The following is a 15198-nucleotide window of genomic DNA, read 5'->3' as shown; positions in this document are numbered from 1 at the left end:
CTCGCGCCCGACTCGCGCCCCGCGCCCCTGCCATGACCGACACGCCAACGCCCGCCGCCCGCGCCGCCGACCTGCGCGCGCGCCTCGAGGATGCCAACCAGCGCTACCACGTGCTCGACGAGCCCGACATCACCGATGCGGAGTACGACCGCCTCATGCGCGAGCTCGAGGCGCTCGAGGCAGCGCATCCCGAGCTCGCCGACCCGGCGTCTCCGACGCGTCGCGTCGGCGCGGCGCCGTCGCGCGCGTTCGACGAGGTGCGCCACGCGATCCCGATGCTGTCGCTCGGCAACGCGTTCGCCGACGAGGAGGTCGCCGACTTCGTCGCGCGCATCGAGGAGCGTCTGGACCTGCGCGCGCCGGTGTTCTCGGTCGAGCCCAAGTTCGACGGCCTCGCGATCAGCCTGCGCTACGAGGACGGCGTGTTCGTGCGCGGTGCGACGCGCGGCGACGGCGCGACCGGCGAGGATGTCACCGTGAACCTGCGCGTCGTGCGCGCGGTGCCGCTGCGCCTGCGTGGCGAAGGCGTGCCGCGCGTGCTCGAGGTGCGCGGTGAGGTCTACATGCCACGTGCCGCGTTCGAGGCCTACAACGCCAGGGCGCGCGAGCACGGCGGCAAGGTGCTCGCCAACCCGCGCAACGGCGCGGCTGGCTCGCTGCGCCAGCTCGATCCCGCGGTGACAGCCTCGCGACCGCTGGCGTTCTACGCCTACGCGCTCGGTGTCGTCGAAGGCGGCGACCTGCCGGCGACGCATTCGGCCACGCTCGTGCGCCTGCGCGACTGGGGTTTCCCGGTCAGCCCGCTCGTATCCACTGCACGTGGCGTCGAGGGCTGCCTCGACTATTACCGGTCGATCGGTGCGCAGCGCGATGCGCTGCCATTCGACATCGACGGCGTCGTCTACAAGCTCGACGATCTCGCCGGGCAGCGCGAGCTCGGCTTCGTCGGCCGCACGCCGCGCTGGGCGATCGCGCACAAGTTCCCGGCCCAGGAGCAGACCACGCGTCTCGTCGCGATCGACATCAACATCGGCCGCACCGGCGCGGCGACGCCGATCGCGCGCCTCGAACCGGTGCAGGTCGGCGGCGTCGTCGTGACCAACGCGACGCTGCACAACGCCGACCAGATCGCCCGCCTCGACGTGCGCGTCGGCGACACGGTGATCGTGCGCCGCGCCGGCGACGTGATCCCCGAGGTCGTGCGTGTCGTGGACGAGGCACGCGTCGCCGACGCCCCGGTCTGGCAGATGCCCGCGAACTGCCCGATCTGCAGCTCCGAGCTCGTGCGCGAGGAAGGTGAAGTGGTCTGGCGCTGCTCGGGCGAGCTCGTCTGCCCGGCCCAGCGCAAGGAGGCCGTGATCCACTTCGCCTCGCGTCGCGCGATGGACATCGAAGGCCTCGGCGGTCGACTCATCGAGGACTTGTGCGACCTCGGGTTCGTCGCCTCGGTGGCCGACCTCTACAAGCTCACGGTCGAGGATTTCGTCGAGATGCGGCGTCAGGCCGACGCACGCGACGGCACCACGCCCGAGACGGTCAAGGCCGGCAAGGTCGCGACGAAGTGGGCCGAGAACCTCGTCGAGGCGATAGAGGCGAGCCGCGCGGCGACGCTCGAGCGCTTCCTGTTCGCGCTCGGCATCGAACACGTCGGCGAGAGCACCGCCAAGGCGCTGGCGACGTGGTTCGGCAGCCTCGAACGCGTGCGCCGCATGCCGTGGCCGCTGCTGACGCTCGTGCCGGACATCGGCGGCGAAGTCGCCCATTCGATCGGCCACTTCTTCGAACAGGACGGCAACCAGGCCGTCATCGACGGCCTGCTCGCACGCGGCGTGCGCATCGGCGACGAGCACGGCGTGTCGGCGAAATTCGCGGCCGCGCTCGAGGTCGCGGGCGCGCTCGCCGCGATCGGCATCCCGAAGCTCACCGCCAAGCGTGCCGAGCAGCTCGCCGCGGCGTTCGCCGCCGACGCGATCGCCGATGCGCCCGAGCACCAGCTCGTCACCGCGGGCCTGCCGGCCGACACCGCGGCGGCCTTCGTCGCCTGGCGTGCCGAGCCCGCCCACGCGCGTCTGCTCGACGACACGCTGGGCGCGCTCGCGGCCTTGCGCGCGGATCTCGATGCGTCGGGCGCCGCCGTCGCGTCGCTGCCGCTCGACGGGAAGACCTTCGTGCTCACGGGCACGCTGGCCTCGCTGACACGCGACGCGGCCAAGGCGCGCCTCGAAGCCCTCGGTGCGAAGGTCGCGGGCAGCGTCTCGAAGAAGACCAGCGTCGTCGTCGCGGGCACCGAGGCCGGCTCCAAGCTCGACAAGGCGCAGGAGCTCGGCGTCGAGATCTGGGACGAGGACCGCCTCGTGGCGTTGTTCGCGGAGCACGCGTAAGGGAAAAGCCGAATGGGGTCGGGTTGTACAGCCGGGGTCAGGTTCATTTTTCCAGCGATGTCGCAAGATGACATGCGAGCCTTCGTGGAAAAATGAACCTGACCCCATGTCCGGACCCCATGCCGGGAAATGAACCTGACCCCAGCGGTACAACGTCGGTCCTTCGCATGCTTCGTCATGCAACCACTTGATCGGGATACGCACGGGTTGCGGTAACGCCGCGCGCAGACTACGATGCCGCGCCTTTTCGGGACGGGGGTCCCGAAACATCCCACGCCAGCTGTTCCGGGCCCGCGCGCCCGATGCCTCGCCAGCGATCTCTCACGCTATCAGCGAGGAAACCATGCAGAAGACATTGCTGTTCTCGGCCATCGCCCTGTGCCTGTCGTCGGGCGCGTTCGCGCAGGACGACGCCACCGATTCCCCGTTCTCGTCCACCTCGGACAGCGAGAAGAAGAGCGCCGAAGGCAAGACCACGTCGCTCGAGCAGATCACCGTGACTGCGCGCCGCATCAAGGGCGATGCGCTGTCGTATCCGGGCGCGGTCAGCGTGCTCTCGCCCGAGGTGATCGAGCGCGAGCAGGCGACCAACATGATCGATCTGCTCAACCTCGTGCCGGGCTTCAACCTCGACTACGACGTCGGCCGCGACATCGGCCGCAACTTCACGCTGCGCGGCTTCGGTTTCGCCGACGAGGACCGCGTCATCGTCAAGGTCGACGGTGCCCGCCGTTCGTTCAACTTCGCCAACCAGATCAGCACGTTCGGCGTCGATCCGGAAATGCTGCGCGAGGTCGAGGTGGTGCGCGGTTCGTCGAGCATCGTGCACGGCGGCGGCGCGTTCGGCGGCGTCATGGAGATGCGCACCAAGGACGCGCGCGACCTGCTGCGCGACGGTGAATCGTTCGGCACGCGCCTCAAGCTCGGCTACAACGACAACAACCGCAGCCACGTCGCCGCGCATGTTTTCGGCACCAACGAGGCACGCAACTTCGACTACCTGGTCAGCGCGCTCGGCACCAACGCGCGCACGCACGAGCTGGCCGGCGGCCTCGAGGTGCCGACCAGGAACGACAAGCGCGAGGGTATGCTCAAGCTGCGCTACGCGCCGGCCAGGGACCACGAGCTGCACCTCAAGCTGCAGAGCTCGAAGATGGACGTGCAGAACCCGTGGAACACGCTCTGGCATCTGACCGAGTGGACCGACACCGAGATCACCGGCACGCACACCCAGCAGGACCTCACCGCTACCTGGTACTACACGCCGGCCGACTCGTGGATCAACCTCGCCGTCGACGTGTTCGCCAACCGCACCGAGTACGACCGCAAGATCTGGGACCTGCCGCCGATCGACGAGTACAGCGGCCTCATCGACAAGAACCGCTACAGCGGCGTCAACGCGCAGAACCTCACGCGCTTCACGACCGGCAGCGTCCAGCACACGGTGCAGTTCGGCTTCGACGCGACCGCGCGCAAGGAAGACCAGGTCGACAAGTACACGCGTGAATACGCGCTGCTCGCCTCGGCCGATTCGCGCGACTACGGCCTCTACGTGCAGGACAGCATGACGTTCGGCGCGCGCCAGCAGTGGGAACTGCTCGCCGCCGCGCGCTACGACCGCTTCGAGCGCGAGGCCGACCGGCTGACCAACCCGCTGCCCGAGGAATCGACGGCGACGTACTCGAGCCACCGCCTGTCGCCGCGCCTCGGCCTCGGCTGGCAGGCCAACGACGTGCTGCGCCTGTTCGCGAACTACTCGGAAGTGTTCCGCGCGCCGTCGGCATTCGAGCTCTACGCGACCGGTGCCGGCAACCCGTGGACGTACTGGGTGCCGAACCTCGGCCTCAAGGCCGAGACCGGCCGCGAGCTCGAAGGCGGCGTCGCGCTCGACTTCAGCGCGATGGCCGGCGTCGACGCGCTGCTGGTCAAGGTCAATGCGTTCACGGGCGACTTCGAGGACTTCATCAGCCTCGTCGACATCGACCCGCGCACGCCGATCGCCGGCGACACCGGCATCGGCGGCACGCTGCGCAACCGCCTCAACCAATACCAGAACCTCGACGCGGTCGAGCGCAAGGGCGTCGAGATCGAGGCCGCGTTCCGCCAGGGCAACTGGAGCGGCAACCTCGTCTACTCGCAGCTCGAGGTGCGCGACAAGGAGACCGGCAGGGACGTGCCGCACGCGTTCGCCGACAAGCTGCTGCTGACGGCCGGCTACCGCATCGCGCCGATCGACGTGCAGCTCGACTGGCGCCTCAACTGGTACTTCGCCGCGCCGAACAACCCGGCCCGCAACGCCTCGGGCCAGGTGCTCATCGACAAGAGCTTCAAGACCCACGACGTGTTCGTCGGCTGGCGCCCGAAGGCGTTTCCGGACATCACGCTCGGCGGCGGCGTGCGCAACGTGTTCGACCAGCGCGTGATCCGTCCGGGCTACACCGGCACGACGGCGCAGGTCGGCATCGGCCGCAGCGTGTTCGGCGAGTTCGGCTGGCAGTTCTGATTGCGTGAAAAGGGAAGGGCCCGGTGCGCATGCGCACCGGGCCCTTCGGATCGTCGCGGCAGTGGGAGGGAGGGCGCTGCCGCGACGGTCGGGTGGCGGGCCGCCTAGGCGGCCTTCGCTTCCTTCGTTTCCGGTGCCGACGACCGGATCAGGTGGTCGAACGCGCTCAGCGCGGCCTTGGAGCCTTCGCCCATCGCGATGACGATCTGCTTGTACGGCACGGTCGTGCAGTCGCCGGCTGCGAACACACCGGCCAGCGACGTCTCGCCGCGCGCATCGACCTCGATCTCGCCGCGGTTCGACAGCGCGAGCGTGCCCTTGAGCCATTCCGTGTTCGGCAGCAGGCCGATCTGCACGAAGATGCCCTCGAGCTCGACGCGGTGCAGCTCGCCGCCGTGGCGGTCCTTGTAGACGAGGCCGTTCACGCGCTGGCCGTCGCCGGTGACCTCGGTGGTCTGCGCCGACACGATGACCTTGACGTTCGGCAGGCTGCGCAGCTTGCGCTGCAGCACCTCGTCGGCACGCAGGTGGCTGTCGAACTCGATCAGCGTCACGTGGCTGACGATGCCGGCGAGGTCGATCGCGGCCTCGACACCCGAGTTGCCGCCGCCGATCACCGCGACGCGCTTGCCCTTGAACAGCGGACCGTCGCAGTGAGGGCAGTACGCCACGCCCTTGTTGCGGTACTCGTTCTCGCCCGGCACGTTCATCTGGCGCCAGCGCGCACCGGTCGAAATCACGACGGTCTTGGACCTGAGCGTCGCGCCGCTCGCGAGCTTGACCTCGATGAAGTCCTCGCCCGGGATCAGCTTCTCGGCGCGCTGCAGGTTCATGATGTCGACGTCGTACTGGCGCACGTGCTGCTCGAGCGCGGCGGCGAGCTTCGGGCCCTCGGTCTCCTTGACCGAGATGAAGTTCTCGATGCCGAGCGTGTCGAGCACCTGGCCGCCGAAACGCTCGGCCGCGATGCCGGTGACGATGCCCTTGCGCGCGGCGTAGATCGCCGCCGCGGCGCCCGCGGGGCCACCGCCGACGACGAGCACGTCGAACGCGGGCTTGGCGTCGATCTTCTCGGCCTCGCGTGCCACGGCGCCGGTGTCGAGCTTGGCGACGATCTCGGCGAGGCCCATGCGGCCCTGGCCGAACGGCTCGCCGTTGAGGAACACGGTCGGCACGGCCATGACCTGGCGCTGCTCGACCTCGTCCTGGAACAGCGCGCCGTCGATCGCGACATGTTCGATGCGCGGGTTCAGCACGGCCATGAGGTTGAGCGCCTGCACGACGTCCGGGCAGTTCTGGCAGCTCAGCGAGAAATACGTCTCGAAGCGGTAGTCGCCGTCGAGTCCGCGCACGTGCTCGAGCAGGTCGGCCGCTTCCTTGGACGGATGGCCACCGACCTGCAGCAGCGCCAGCACGAGCGAGGTGAACTCGTGGCCGAGCGGGATGCTCGCGAAGCGCAGGTGCACGCTGCCGTCGGGACGCGCGATCGCGAACGACGGGCGGCGCACGCCTTCGTCGGCGCGCTCGACGAGCGTGATGCGGTCCGACAGCGAGACGATCTGCTCGAGCAGGTCGCGCATCTGGCGCGCGGTGTCGCTGTCGTCGAGCGCGGCGACGAGCTCGATCGGCTGCGTCACGCGCTCGAGGTAGGCCTTGAGCTGGGTCTTGAGGGCGTCGTCCAACATGGGAGGCTCCAGCAGGTGAAGAGGGGAGTCGGCGGCACGCCGTGGGCGTGCGGGGCGGAGGCAGAACGCAAGCGGCCGGCCGGCGGCTTCCGGTCTGCCGCCGCGACCTTCCCCAAGCGGGGAAGGCCGAAGCGGCGGGTTCGTCAGATCTTGCCGACGAGGTCGAGCGACGGCGCGATGGTCTGCGCGCCTTCCTTCCACTTGGCCGGGCACACTTCGCCCGGGTGGCTCGCGACGTACTGCGCGGCCTTGAGCTTGCGCAGCGTCTCGGTCACGTCACGCGCGATCGCGTTGTCGTGGATCTCGAGCGTCTTGACGATGCCTTCCGGGTTGATGATGAAGGTGCCGCGCAGGGCCAGGCCTTCCTCGTCGATGTGCACGTCGAACGCGCGCGTCAGCTGGTGGGTCGGGTCGCCGACGAGCGGGAACTGCGCCTTGCCGACGGCCGGCGAGGTCTCGTGCCACACCTTGTGCGAGAAGTGCGTGTCGGTCGTGACGATGTACACCTCGGCGCCGGCCTTCTGGAACTCGGCGTAATGCGTCGCGGCGTCCTCGACTTCGGTCGGGCAGTTGAAGGTGAACGCGGCCGGCATGAAGATCAGCACGGACCACTTGCCCTTCAGCGACTCGTTGCTGACTTCGACGAACTTGCCGTTGTGGAACGCCTGCGCCTTGAACGGCTTGACGGCGGTGTTGATCAGGGACATTCGATGCTTCCTTGGTGGGTGAAGGAGGTGGAGCAGCCCGTGTAGCCTACGCATCGGGCGGCGGTTGGTAAAATCAATTGATGGGATGGCTGCGATTGATGGCGTCTATGATGAGCGATGCCGGCGGTGAAACGCGATGAGCGCCGGCCTCGTCGCCCTTCGGCTGCGCGCCGACCTCTACGCACGCCTGCGCGCCTTCTTCGCCGCGCGCGGCGTGCTCGAGGTCGAGACGCCGGTGCTCTCGCGTGCCGGCAACACGGAACCGAACATCGAGAGTTTCTCGACCGTGTTCAAGGGCCATGTCGACGCGGGCCCGGCCGAGCGCTGGCTGCGCACCTCGCCCGAGCACGCGCTGAAGCGCCTGCTCGCCGCCGGCATCGGCGACTGCTACGAGCTCGGCCGCGTGTTCCGCAACGGCGAGGCCGGACGGCGCCACAACCCCGAGTTCACGATGCTCGAGTGGTACCGCGTCGGCTGGGACGATCGCCGCCTCGCCGGCGAGGTGGTCGAACTCGTGCAGGCGATGCTCGGCGCGGTCGGTCGCCGAGCCGACGTGCACGTCACCACGTACCGCGAGGCCTTCGTCGACGCGGTCGACCTCGATCCGTTCACGGCACCGGTCGAGGCGCTGCGCAGCGCGCTCGGCGACACCGCGATCGATCCCGCGGGCCTCGAGCGCGACGACTGGCTCGACCTGATCGTCACGCACCGCATCCAGGACGCGTTTCCGCGCGACCGCATCACCGTGATCCACGACTGGCCGGCCAGCCAGTGTGCGCTCGCGAAGCTGCGGCCCGGCGATCCGCCCGTGGCCGAGCGCTTCGAGCTGTACCTCGGGGCGTACGAGCTCGCCAACGGCTACCACGAGCTCACCGATGCGGCCGAGCAGCGTGCGCGCTTCGAGCGCGACCACGTTCGTCGGCGTGCGCGAGGGCAGGTCGTGCCGCCGATCGACGAGGCCTTGCTCGACGCCCTTGTGGCCGGGTTGCCCGACTGTGCCGGCGTCGCGCTCGGCATCGAGCGCCTGCTCATGGTGATGGCCGATACCGACGACCTGCGCGAGCTCGTCGCGTTCCCGTTCCATGAGGCCTGAGCACGAGACCTGATCGTGCGCTCAGGTCGGCGTGCGCGGCGCGCGCAGCCACGCCAGCGTAATGACGATCGCGATCGCGGCCGTGCCTGCGGCGAGCAGGAATGCGGTTTCGCCGCCTGCGTGCTTCCATACCCAGCCCGACAGCAGCGCGCCGAGCACGCCGCCCACGCCGGACGAGAAACCGTAGAACACGCCCTGGCCGTGGCCGTTCATGCGGCCCGGGAAGAAGCGCGCGAGGAACTGCATGCTCGCCGCGAAGAAGCCCGCAAAGCTGATCGCGTGGGTCGCCTGCGCGCAGGCCATCAGTACGGCGCTGTCGGGCCACAGCGCGGTGGTCGCCCAGCGCAGGCTCGCCGCGACGAGCGAGGCGACCAGCACGGTGGTCGCGCTCCAGCGCGTGAAGATGCGCGCGGCGAGGAAGAACACCGCGATCTCGAGCACCACGCCGACCGACCAGAACAGGCCGAGCGCGGACGGCGAGTAGCCGTGCTCGTCGAGGTAGATCGAGTAGAACGTGTTGTACGGCCCGAACGACAGCTGCATGAGCAGCGCGACGACGAAGAACGCGATCACCTCGGGACGCTTGAGGCGCGCGGCGAAGCCGCTGTCGTCGACCGCGGCCGGGCCGATTGGTGGGCGTCCGTAGTCGTTGAGGCACGAGGCCGCGAACAGGCCTGCGAACAGCGGCAGCATGAGCCAGGGCAGCGCCGTGACCGGTACGTGGTCGAACAGCGCGCCGAATCCGGCCACGACCGCGACGAAACCGATCGATCCCCATACGCGGATGCGGCCGTAGCGCTCGCTCTTGCCGGGCAGGTGCGACAGCGTGATCGCCTCGAACTGCGGCATCACCGCGTTGTAGAGGAAGCAGAACACGCACATCGCGATGAACAACGCCGTGAAGTCCATCGGCACGACGAACACCGCGAAGCTCGCCAGCGTCAGCGCGCAGCCGGCGCGCAGCCACAGGATCGGTCGCGCCGAACGCGCGGCGAGCCAGCTCCAGCTGCTCGGCGCGACGATGCGCGTCGCGTACCACAGGCTCATGAGCACGCTGATCGCGGCGACGTCCTGGCCGCGCGCCTTGAGGAACAGGCCCCAGAACGGGTTGAACGCACCGAGCGCTGCGTAGTACGCGAAGTAGAAGCTCGACAGGCGCGCGGCGGGAACCGTCACCGGTGTCGCGGCATCGGCCGCCCCGGCCATGTCAGAACTCCAGGTCGAGCGCGGCGCAGAGGTAGTCGACGAGCGGCGACAGGCGGCGGAAGCGGTCGACGAGGAAGGGCTTGAGCTCGTCGGAGGTCGCCACGGCGTCGGGGAAGGTCTCCCAGGCCGTGAAGTCCTTGCGCTTGATGTCGTCGATGAGTTCGTGGTCGGCCGGGTAGCCGCGCGGCGGACGCACGAGCGAAGCGCCGCCGAGCGCGAAATGCGCGAGGAACGCCTTCGAACGTGTCGCCTTCTTCCAGGTACCGGGGTTGTCGACGAGGAAATCGCGGATGCGTCGCGTGGTCTCGGGTCCCGGATGCCAGATGCCCGCGCCGGCGAAGCACGAGCCGTGCTCGAGGTGCATGTAGAACGACGGCGCCTCGACCTGCTTGGCGCGTTCGTGGAACAGGCGCGCGCCGGACCACGTCTTGTACGGCGTCTTGTCGTGGGCGAAGCGCGTGTCGCGGTGGATGCGGAACAGCGAGCCGCCCTGCGCACGCGGATCGGCGCGGTAGTGCTCGCTGATCGTCGCGAGCGGCGCCTGCAGGTCGGCGACGAGCTGCAGGTACGGCTGGCGCAGCACGTCCTCGTAGCGTGCCTTGTTCGCGGCGAACCATTCGCGGTTGTTGTTGCGGCCTAGATCGCGCAGGAAGCGGAAGGTGGCGGCGCTGAAATACGTCGTGCCCATGGAGCCTCAGGGATGGTCGATCGCCCACGCCTCGAGCGCGTCGAGCAGGGGCTGGCGTTCCGGCGGCACCTCGCCGCGGAGGCGCGCGATTGTCGCGGAATACTGCTCGCGCGTCAGCGTGGTCAGCGTGGTTTCGGTATCGAGGCGACGCGTGCGGAACGCCTCCCAGCGCTCGCGCTCGGCGGCATCGAGCGTATGCGGCCAGTTGCGTGCGCGGTAGCGGAACAGCAGTTCGGCGTAACGTGGGTCGCGGAACGCGAACGCGACCTGGCCGAGCTGCTCGGGCGGCGTGCGCCGCACCTCGCGCAGCAGGCGCTTGTCGGCGTCGGGCAGGAAGCCGGCGTAGAGCGCGAGTTCGGGATCGGGCGTGGCGTCGTCGTCGCTGCGCCGCGCGAACACCTGCTGCAGCTTCGCGGCGAGGCCCGGCACGCCTTTCAGGCGTTCGGCGTGGGCGAGCGCGCGCGCAGGATCGAGCGCGATGCGGTCGAGGTCGACGTCCTTCCTGAGCACCGACAGCGGCGCGAGCGCCGGCGAGCGGTTCGCGTGCACGAGCTTGAGCGGGATGCGCTCGACGCCTTCGGGCAGGTCCTCGCGCGAGGCGAACACGCGGTCGGCGATATCGTCGGCGTCGAGCTCGAGCAGCGGGGCGGGGTCCACGTCGAGGTCGTAGACGATGACGCCGTTGGCGTTGTCGGGGTGCATCGCCAGCGGTGCGACGACCGCGATGCAGCCGCGGCTCGCCGGGTAGCGCGAAGACACGTGCAGCACCGGCGTCGCGCGCGCGACGTCGAGCAGTTCGAAGGCGCGCTGCTTGCGGCGCAGAGCGAAATGGAACTCGAACAGCTTGGCCTGCTTGTCGCGGATCAGGCGGGCGAGGGCGACGAGCGCCTCGACATCGGACAAGGCATCGTGGGCCCGCGTCTGCTTGAGGCCGTTGGCGCGCGCGAGGTCCTCGAGGCGGAAGCTCGGCGTGCCGTCCTCGCGCCGCGGCCATTCGATGTCGCCGGGGCGCAGCGCATAACACATGCGCACAAGGTCGATGAGATCCCAGCGCGAGTTGCCATCCTTCCACTCGCGCTCGTACGGATCGTGGAAGTTGCGGTAGAGCAGGTGCCGCGTGATCTCGTCGTCGAAGCGCAGCGAGTTGTAGCCGACGCCGCAGGTGCCCGGCGCGCCGAGCTCCTCCTGCACGATCGCGGCGAACTGGGCCTCGTTGACGCCTTCGCGTTCGGCCTGCTGCGGCGTGATGCCGGTGATCAGGCAGGCCTCGGGGTGCATGAGCACGTCGGGGGCGGGCTTGCAGAACAGCATGACCGGATCGCCGATCGGCTCGAGATCGAGCGTCGTGCGCAGGCCCGCGAACTGGGTCGGGCGGTCGCGACGCGTGTCGGCGCCGGAGGTCTCGTAGTCGTGCCAGAAGAGTGTCGTCGCGACCATCGTCGTGCCGGAAAGGGGACGCGCGCATCGTAGCCGATGGCCGTCTCACGGCCTGCGCGGCTTGGCGGATCGTCACCGGCCGGCAATAATCGCCGGATCCTCGTCCTGGAGCAGCGAATGTCGTCACCACGCGCGGGCCTCGCCCACGAGGACAACCTCATCTGGATCGATCTCGAGATGACCGGTCTGGACACCGACAACGATTCGATCCTCGAGATCGCGACCGCGGTGACCGACCGCGACCTCAACCTGCTCGCCGAGGGTCCCGAGTTCGCGATCCGCCACGACGAAGCGCGTCTGCTCGCGATGGACGACTGGAACCGCAACCAGCACCGCAAGTCGGGGCTGTGGCAGCGCGTGCTCGATTCGACGGTCGACATGGCCACGGCCGAGGCGCTCACGGTCGAGTTCCTCGCGCAGTGGGTACCGGCCGGCAAGTCGCCGATGTCGGGCAACTCGATCTGCCAGGATCGCCGCTTCATGCATCGGCTCATGCCGCGGCTCGAGCGCTTCTTCCACTACCGCAATCTCGACGTCTCCACGCTCAAGGAACTCGCGCGCCGCTGGGCGCCCGAGGTCTCGCGAGGGTTCTCGAAGGAGTCGGCCCACACGGCACTCAGCGACGTGCGCGATTCGATCGCCGAGCTGCGCCACTACCGCGTGTTCATGGGCCGCCTCGGCGGCCACGGCTGAACACGTTGCCTGCGACCTTCGTCGCAGGCCCGTTGATATCGGCGAGGCGCGCCTCCATGCGGGAGGCGCGCGACGATGTAGGAGCTACCACCGCATCGCGACGCGATCATCTTCCTGAACAGGATCACGCCATGCCGATGCGCTTTTCCCCGACATCCCGTTTCCTCGCTGCCGGTGTCGTCCTCGCATGCGGGCTCGCCACCGGGCAGGCCCATGCCGTGGACTTCAGCATCAGCGCAGGCACGAGCGTCACCGCCTCGAGGGATTTCACGCCGACGGTGTCGTTCGACGTCAACGGTGCGTCGCGCCAGTGGGGCCGCGTGACGTGGCAGCCGGTCGCTTCGGTCGGCTGGGTCGGAGCACGCGACGTGCGTCCGACGCTCGACGACGATGTCGCCGTGCTAGGCGCCGGCGTGCGGCTCGTCGACTGGTGGAAGCAGGCCTTCTTCTCGTTCCAGTTGGGCTACGCGAGCGAGCGCACCGACGCGCTGAGCAGCCACGGCCAGTTCATCAGCTCGCTCGGCTGGGAGGGCGAGCGTTTCGTCTGGACGATCCGCCACATTTCGAACGCCAACTTCTTCGGTGGCAAGAACCTCGGCGAAACGATGCTGCTCGCGGGCGTGAGGTTCTGATCGAGGCGATGCGCGTGTTCCGCGCGTGCGTCAATCGGACGCTTGCGGAGGCGCGACGGATTCGCGTCGGTGGCATACAATCGCCGCGCATTTCGCCGCCGCAAATGTCGAGAAATCGGATCTCGCGCGACCGCGTCGAAGGTCCGTCCACATCTTATCGGAGGAACTTCACATGATCCGCACGCTCGCGTTCGCCTCGCTCCTCGCCTTCGCCGCCCCGGCCGCCTTCGCCGCGACCTGCTCGGTCGACATCGAAGGCAACGACGCCATGCAGTTCAACGTCACCGAGATCAGCGTCAGCAAGAGCTGCAAGGATTTCACGGTCAACCTCACGCATCCGGGCACGCTGGCCAAGAACATCATGGGCCACAACTGGGTGCTGACGACGACGGCCGATTTCCAGCCCGCCGCGACCGACGGCATGGGCGCAGGTCTCGAGAACGAGTACGTCAAGAAGGACGACGCGCGCGTCATCGCGCACACCAAGGTCATCGGCGCGGGCGAGAAGACCTCGGTCACGTTCCCGGTCAGCAAGCTCAAGGCCGGCGAGGCCTACACGTTCTTCTGCTCGTTCCCGGGCCACTGGTCGATGATGAAGGGCACGCTCAAGCTCGTCGACTGATCGAACGGTTCCATCGCGTCATCTGAAAGCCGGCCTCGTGCCGGCTTTCTTCGTTTCTGGTGCACATGCCATGGAGGGCTGAACGATCGCGCCGATCACCGCGACATGCGCTATCGTCCGAAAGAGCCAGGGCAGGGGACGGCATGAAACTCGGGAAGGTGAAGGACGAGCGTGGACGCGTGAAGGAGGTCCCATCGGCGCCCGGCGAGCAGCGCGGCCAGTCTTCGGGGAAGGCTCACGCACACGCACGGGAGTACAAGCAAGGAAAGCCGCACGGCGCACCGCTGACCGGCCCCGCCCTCGAAGCGCAGATGAACGCGCGGCACAGGCTCATCACCAGCATGTTTATCGCGACCATCGCGATCTGGATGATCGTGATGGTGGTCTACGGCTGGGCAAGCGGCTTCTTCGCGCGTGTCTGCTGAGTCGGGCCCTTCCGTGTCATTCGCGTACGGAGGGAGCGGCGACCGTGGCGCCGCGACACCTCAACAAGGCAGCGGCTTGCCACCGCGCTGGCGCAGCGTGACCACCGTCGTGCCGTTCTGATCGAGGGTCGTCCGGTACTGGAGCCCGCCCACGCAACGCCAATCCGAACCGGGTTCGAGGGTCACGCCGTCGCGACGTGTCCAGCGCGTCGTTCCCGCATCGGCGGCGTCACCTCCCTGTGGAGCCGCGGGAGACTCTCGCGACACGCTCGGCCGTGGATTCCGTTGCGACGTGGAGGGCGATCTTCCGGGGGAGCGTGCATCCGCGGGCAGCGGAGCCGTCATCGCCGGTGACGGCTGGTTGCTGCGCCAGATCGTCCATCCGATGTACCCGATCCCGACGTTGCCGCCCACGAACGCGAGCACGAAGACGACGTTGCCCACGTGGCTTCGCCACGAAGCCCTCCGGTGCCTCGTGGCCGTACTGGCGATCCGCGCCGATCGCCAGTCGCCGCTGCCGGACGTCGAGGCGTCCGAGGTCGTGTGCTCCTGCATGCACACACTGTACGGCGCACGCGGCGAGAGCGCCAAACGTCACACGCCAATGCTAGGTCCCGCGGAACCGCAAGGCCCAGCCTGCGCCGAGTGTGCGGTCGTCAGGAAGCGACGTCCTCGTCGGGCGATGCCGCGCAGGCGATGCACACGCCTTTCACGACCACCCCAGCCTCGGCGATCACGAATCCGCGCGAGGCCGCGAGCATGGCCAGCGCGGCCGACGCATGCTCGTCGTCGCAGGCTTCGACGAGGCCGCATCGGCAGCAGGCCAGATGGACGGAATGTCCGCCGCGGTGCCGGGCGAAGACCGAAGCGCCTCGACCGAGGACGTAGCGATCGAGGATGTGCGCGCCGGCGAGCTCCGCGAGCACCCGATAGATCGTCGCCATGCTGATGCCGGACGCATCACGCGCGAGCAGGCGGTAGACGTCTTCGCCCGTCAGCCTGTCGTGGTGATCGAAGGCCCGCAGCACCTCGAGCCTTGGCCGCGTCACCCTGAGGCCGTGCCGTGCCAGCAACGCCATCCCGTCGCGGTTCGCCTGTGTCACCGTTCGATCCTTCGTACGGACCG

Annotated in this window: 14 protein-coding genes; 7 read left to right on the top strand and 7 right to left on the bottom strand. The window is 68.7% G+C overall.

The window, feature by feature from the left end; genetic code table 11:
- Positions 1-32: 32 nt before the first annotated feature.
- A complete protein-coding gene (gene ligA, locus ACQQ2N_RS17605; protein ID WP_440222870.1) occupies positions 33-2381 on the top strand; it encodes an NAD-dependent DNA ligase LigA in 2349 nt (782 codons plus the stop codon).
- Positions 2382-2724: 343 nt separating this feature from the next.
- Positions 2725-4884, top strand: coding sequence for a TonB-dependent receptor domain-containing protein (locus ACQQ2N_RS17600; protein ID WP_440222869.1), 2160 nt, complete (start codon positions 2725-2727; stop codon positions 4882-4884).
- Positions 4885-4988: 104 nt separating this feature from the next.
- Here the strand turns inward: ACQQ2N_RS17600 and ahpF are convergent, their stop codons facing one another.
- Both ahpF and ahpC read right to left on the bottom strand, forming a co-directional pair.
- Complete coding sequence (gene ahpF, locus ACQQ2N_RS17595; protein ID WP_440222868.1) at positions 4989-6569, bottom strand: alkyl hydroperoxide reductase subunit F; 1581 nt, start codon at positions 6567-6569, stop codon at positions 4989-4991.
- Positions 6570-6712: 143 nt separating this feature from the next.
- A complete protein-coding gene (gene ahpC, locus ACQQ2N_RS17590) occupies positions 6713-7276 on the bottom strand; it encodes an alkyl hydroperoxide reductase subunit C (protein WP_440222867.1) in 564 nt (187 codons plus the stop codon).
- 136 nt (positions 7277-7412) lie between these two features.
- On the opposite strand from ahpC, the gene epmA reads away from it, so the two are divergent.
- Positions 7413-8369, top strand: coding sequence for an EF-P lysine aminoacylase EpmA (gene epmA, locus ACQQ2N_RS17585; RefSeq protein ID WP_440222866.1), 957 nt, complete (start codon positions 7413-7415; stop codon positions 8367-8369).
- A gap of 21 nt (positions 8370-8390) precedes the next feature.
- On the opposite strand, the gene ACQQ2N_RS17580 is transcribed toward epmA, so the two are convergent.
- From ACQQ2N_RS17580 to sbcB, 3 genes are read right to left on the bottom strand one after another with little or no spacing between them, the layout of a single operon-like run.
- Complete coding sequence (locus ACQQ2N_RS17580; RefSeq protein ID WP_440225796.1) at positions 8391-9545, bottom strand: MFS transporter; 1155 nt, start codon at positions 9543-9545, stop codon at positions 8391-8393.
- A gap of 31 nt (positions 9546-9576) precedes the next feature.
- Positions 9577-10263, bottom strand: coding sequence for a DUF2461 domain-containing protein (locus tag ACQQ2N_RS17575; RefSeq protein WP_440222865.1), 687 nt, complete (start codon positions 10261-10263; stop codon positions 9577-9579).
- A 6-nt stretch (positions 10264-10269) separates the two neighbouring features.
- A complete protein-coding gene (sbcB, locus tag ACQQ2N_RS17570; RefSeq protein ID WP_440222864.1) occupies positions 10270-11700 on the bottom strand; it encodes an exodeoxyribonuclease I in 1431 nt (476 codons plus the stop codon).
- Positions 11701-11817: 117 nt separating this feature from the next.
- Here sbcB and orn point away from each other — a divergent pair, with 117 nt between their 5' ends.
- The 4 genes from orn (at position 11818) to ACQQ2N_RS17550 (ending at position 14072) form a co-directional block, all read left to right on the top strand.
- Complete coding sequence (gene orn, locus ACQQ2N_RS17565) at positions 11818-12393, top strand: oligoribonuclease (RefSeq protein WP_440222863.1); 576 nt, start codon at positions 11818-11820, stop codon at positions 12391-12393.
- Positions 12394-12524: 131 nt separating this feature from the next.
- Positions 12525-13025, top strand: coding sequence for a lipid A 3-O-deacylase (locus ACQQ2N_RS17560; protein WP_440222862.1), 501 nt, complete (start codon positions 12525-12527; stop codon positions 13023-13025).
- Positions 13026-13197: 172 nt separating this feature from the next.
- A complete protein-coding gene (gene azu, locus ACQQ2N_RS17555) occupies positions 13198-13647 on the top strand; it encodes an azurin (RefSeq protein ID WP_440222861.1) in 450 nt (149 codons plus the stop codon).
- 143 nt (positions 13648-13790) lie between these two features.
- A complete protein-coding gene (locus ACQQ2N_RS17550; RefSeq protein WP_440222860.1) occupies positions 13791-14072 on the top strand; it encodes a hypothetical protein in 282 nt (93 codons plus the stop codon).
- A 60-nt stretch (positions 14073-14132) separates the two neighbouring features.
- Here ACQQ2N_RS17550 and ACQQ2N_RS17545 read toward each other — a convergent pair whose 3' ends face one another.
- Both ACQQ2N_RS17545 and ACQQ2N_RS17540 read right to left on the bottom strand, forming a co-directional pair.
- Positions 14133-14516, bottom strand: coding sequence for a hypothetical protein (locus ACQQ2N_RS17545; protein WP_440222859.1), 384 nt, complete (start codon positions 14514-14516; stop codon positions 14133-14135).
- Between the two features lie 212 nt (positions 14517-14728).
- The gene (locus ACQQ2N_RS17540; protein WP_440222858.1) at positions 14729-15175 is read right to left on the bottom strand and encodes a Fur family transcriptional regulator; all 447 of its coding nucleotides are present in this window, start codon (positions 15173-15175) and stop codon (positions 14729-14731) included.
- Between the last annotated feature and the right edge of the window lie 23 nt (positions 15176-15198).

The organism is Dokdonella aquatica (assembly GCF_051987395.1).
GTDB lineage: Bacteria > Pseudomonadota > Gammaproteobacteria > Xanthomonadales > Rhodanobacteraceae > Dokdonella.
This window is presented reverse-complemented; position numbering and strand designations above follow the sequence as displayed.

What these genes read in the sequence shown, in the direction of transcription:
- ACQQ2N_RS17550 (WP_440222860.1), top strand. Translation starts at nt 13,791, where the DNA reads ATGAAACTCGGGAAGGTGAAGGACGAGCGTGGACGCGTGAAGGAGGTC.
- ahpC (WP_440222867.1), bottom strand. Translation starts at nt 7,276, where the DNA reads ATGTCCCTGATCAACACCGCCGTCAAGCCGTTCAAGGCGCAGGCGTTC.
- azu (WP_440222861.1), top strand. Translation starts at nt 13,198, where the DNA reads ATGATCCGCACGCTCGCGTTCGCCTCGCTCCTCGCCTTCGCCGCCCCG.
- ACQQ2N_RS17600 (WP_440222869.1), top strand. Translation starts at nt 2,725, where the DNA reads ATGCAGAAGACATTGCTGTTCTCGGCCATCGCCCTGTGCCTGTCGTCG.
- orn (WP_440222863.1), top strand. Translation starts at nt 11,818, where the DNA reads ATGTCGTCACCACGCGCGGGCCTCGCCCACGAGGACAACCTCATCTGG.
- ACQQ2N_RS17560 (WP_440222862.1), top strand. Translation starts at nt 12,525, where the DNA reads ATGCCGATGCGCTTTTCCCCGACATCCCGTTTCCTCGCTGCCGGTGTC.
- epmA (WP_440222866.1), top strand. Translation starts at nt 7,413, where the DNA reads ATGAGCGCCGGCCTCGTCGCCCTTCGGCTGCGCGCCGACCTCTACGCA.
- ahpF (WP_440222868.1), bottom strand. Translation starts at nt 6,569, where the DNA reads ATGTTGGACGACGCCCTCAAGACCCAGCTCAAGGCCTACCTCGAGCGC.
- ligA (WP_440222870.1), top strand. Translation starts at nt 33, where the DNA reads ATGACCGACACGCCAACGCCCGCCGCCCGCGCCGCCGACCTGCGCGCG.
- sbcB (WP_440222864.1), bottom strand. Translation starts at nt 11,700, where the DNA reads ATGGTCGCGACGACACTCTTCTGGCACGACTACGAGACCTCCGGCGCC.
- ACQQ2N_RS17575 (WP_440222865.1), bottom strand. Translation starts at nt 10,263, where the DNA reads ATGGGCACGACGTATTTCAGCGCCGCCACCTTCCGCTTCCTGCGCGAT.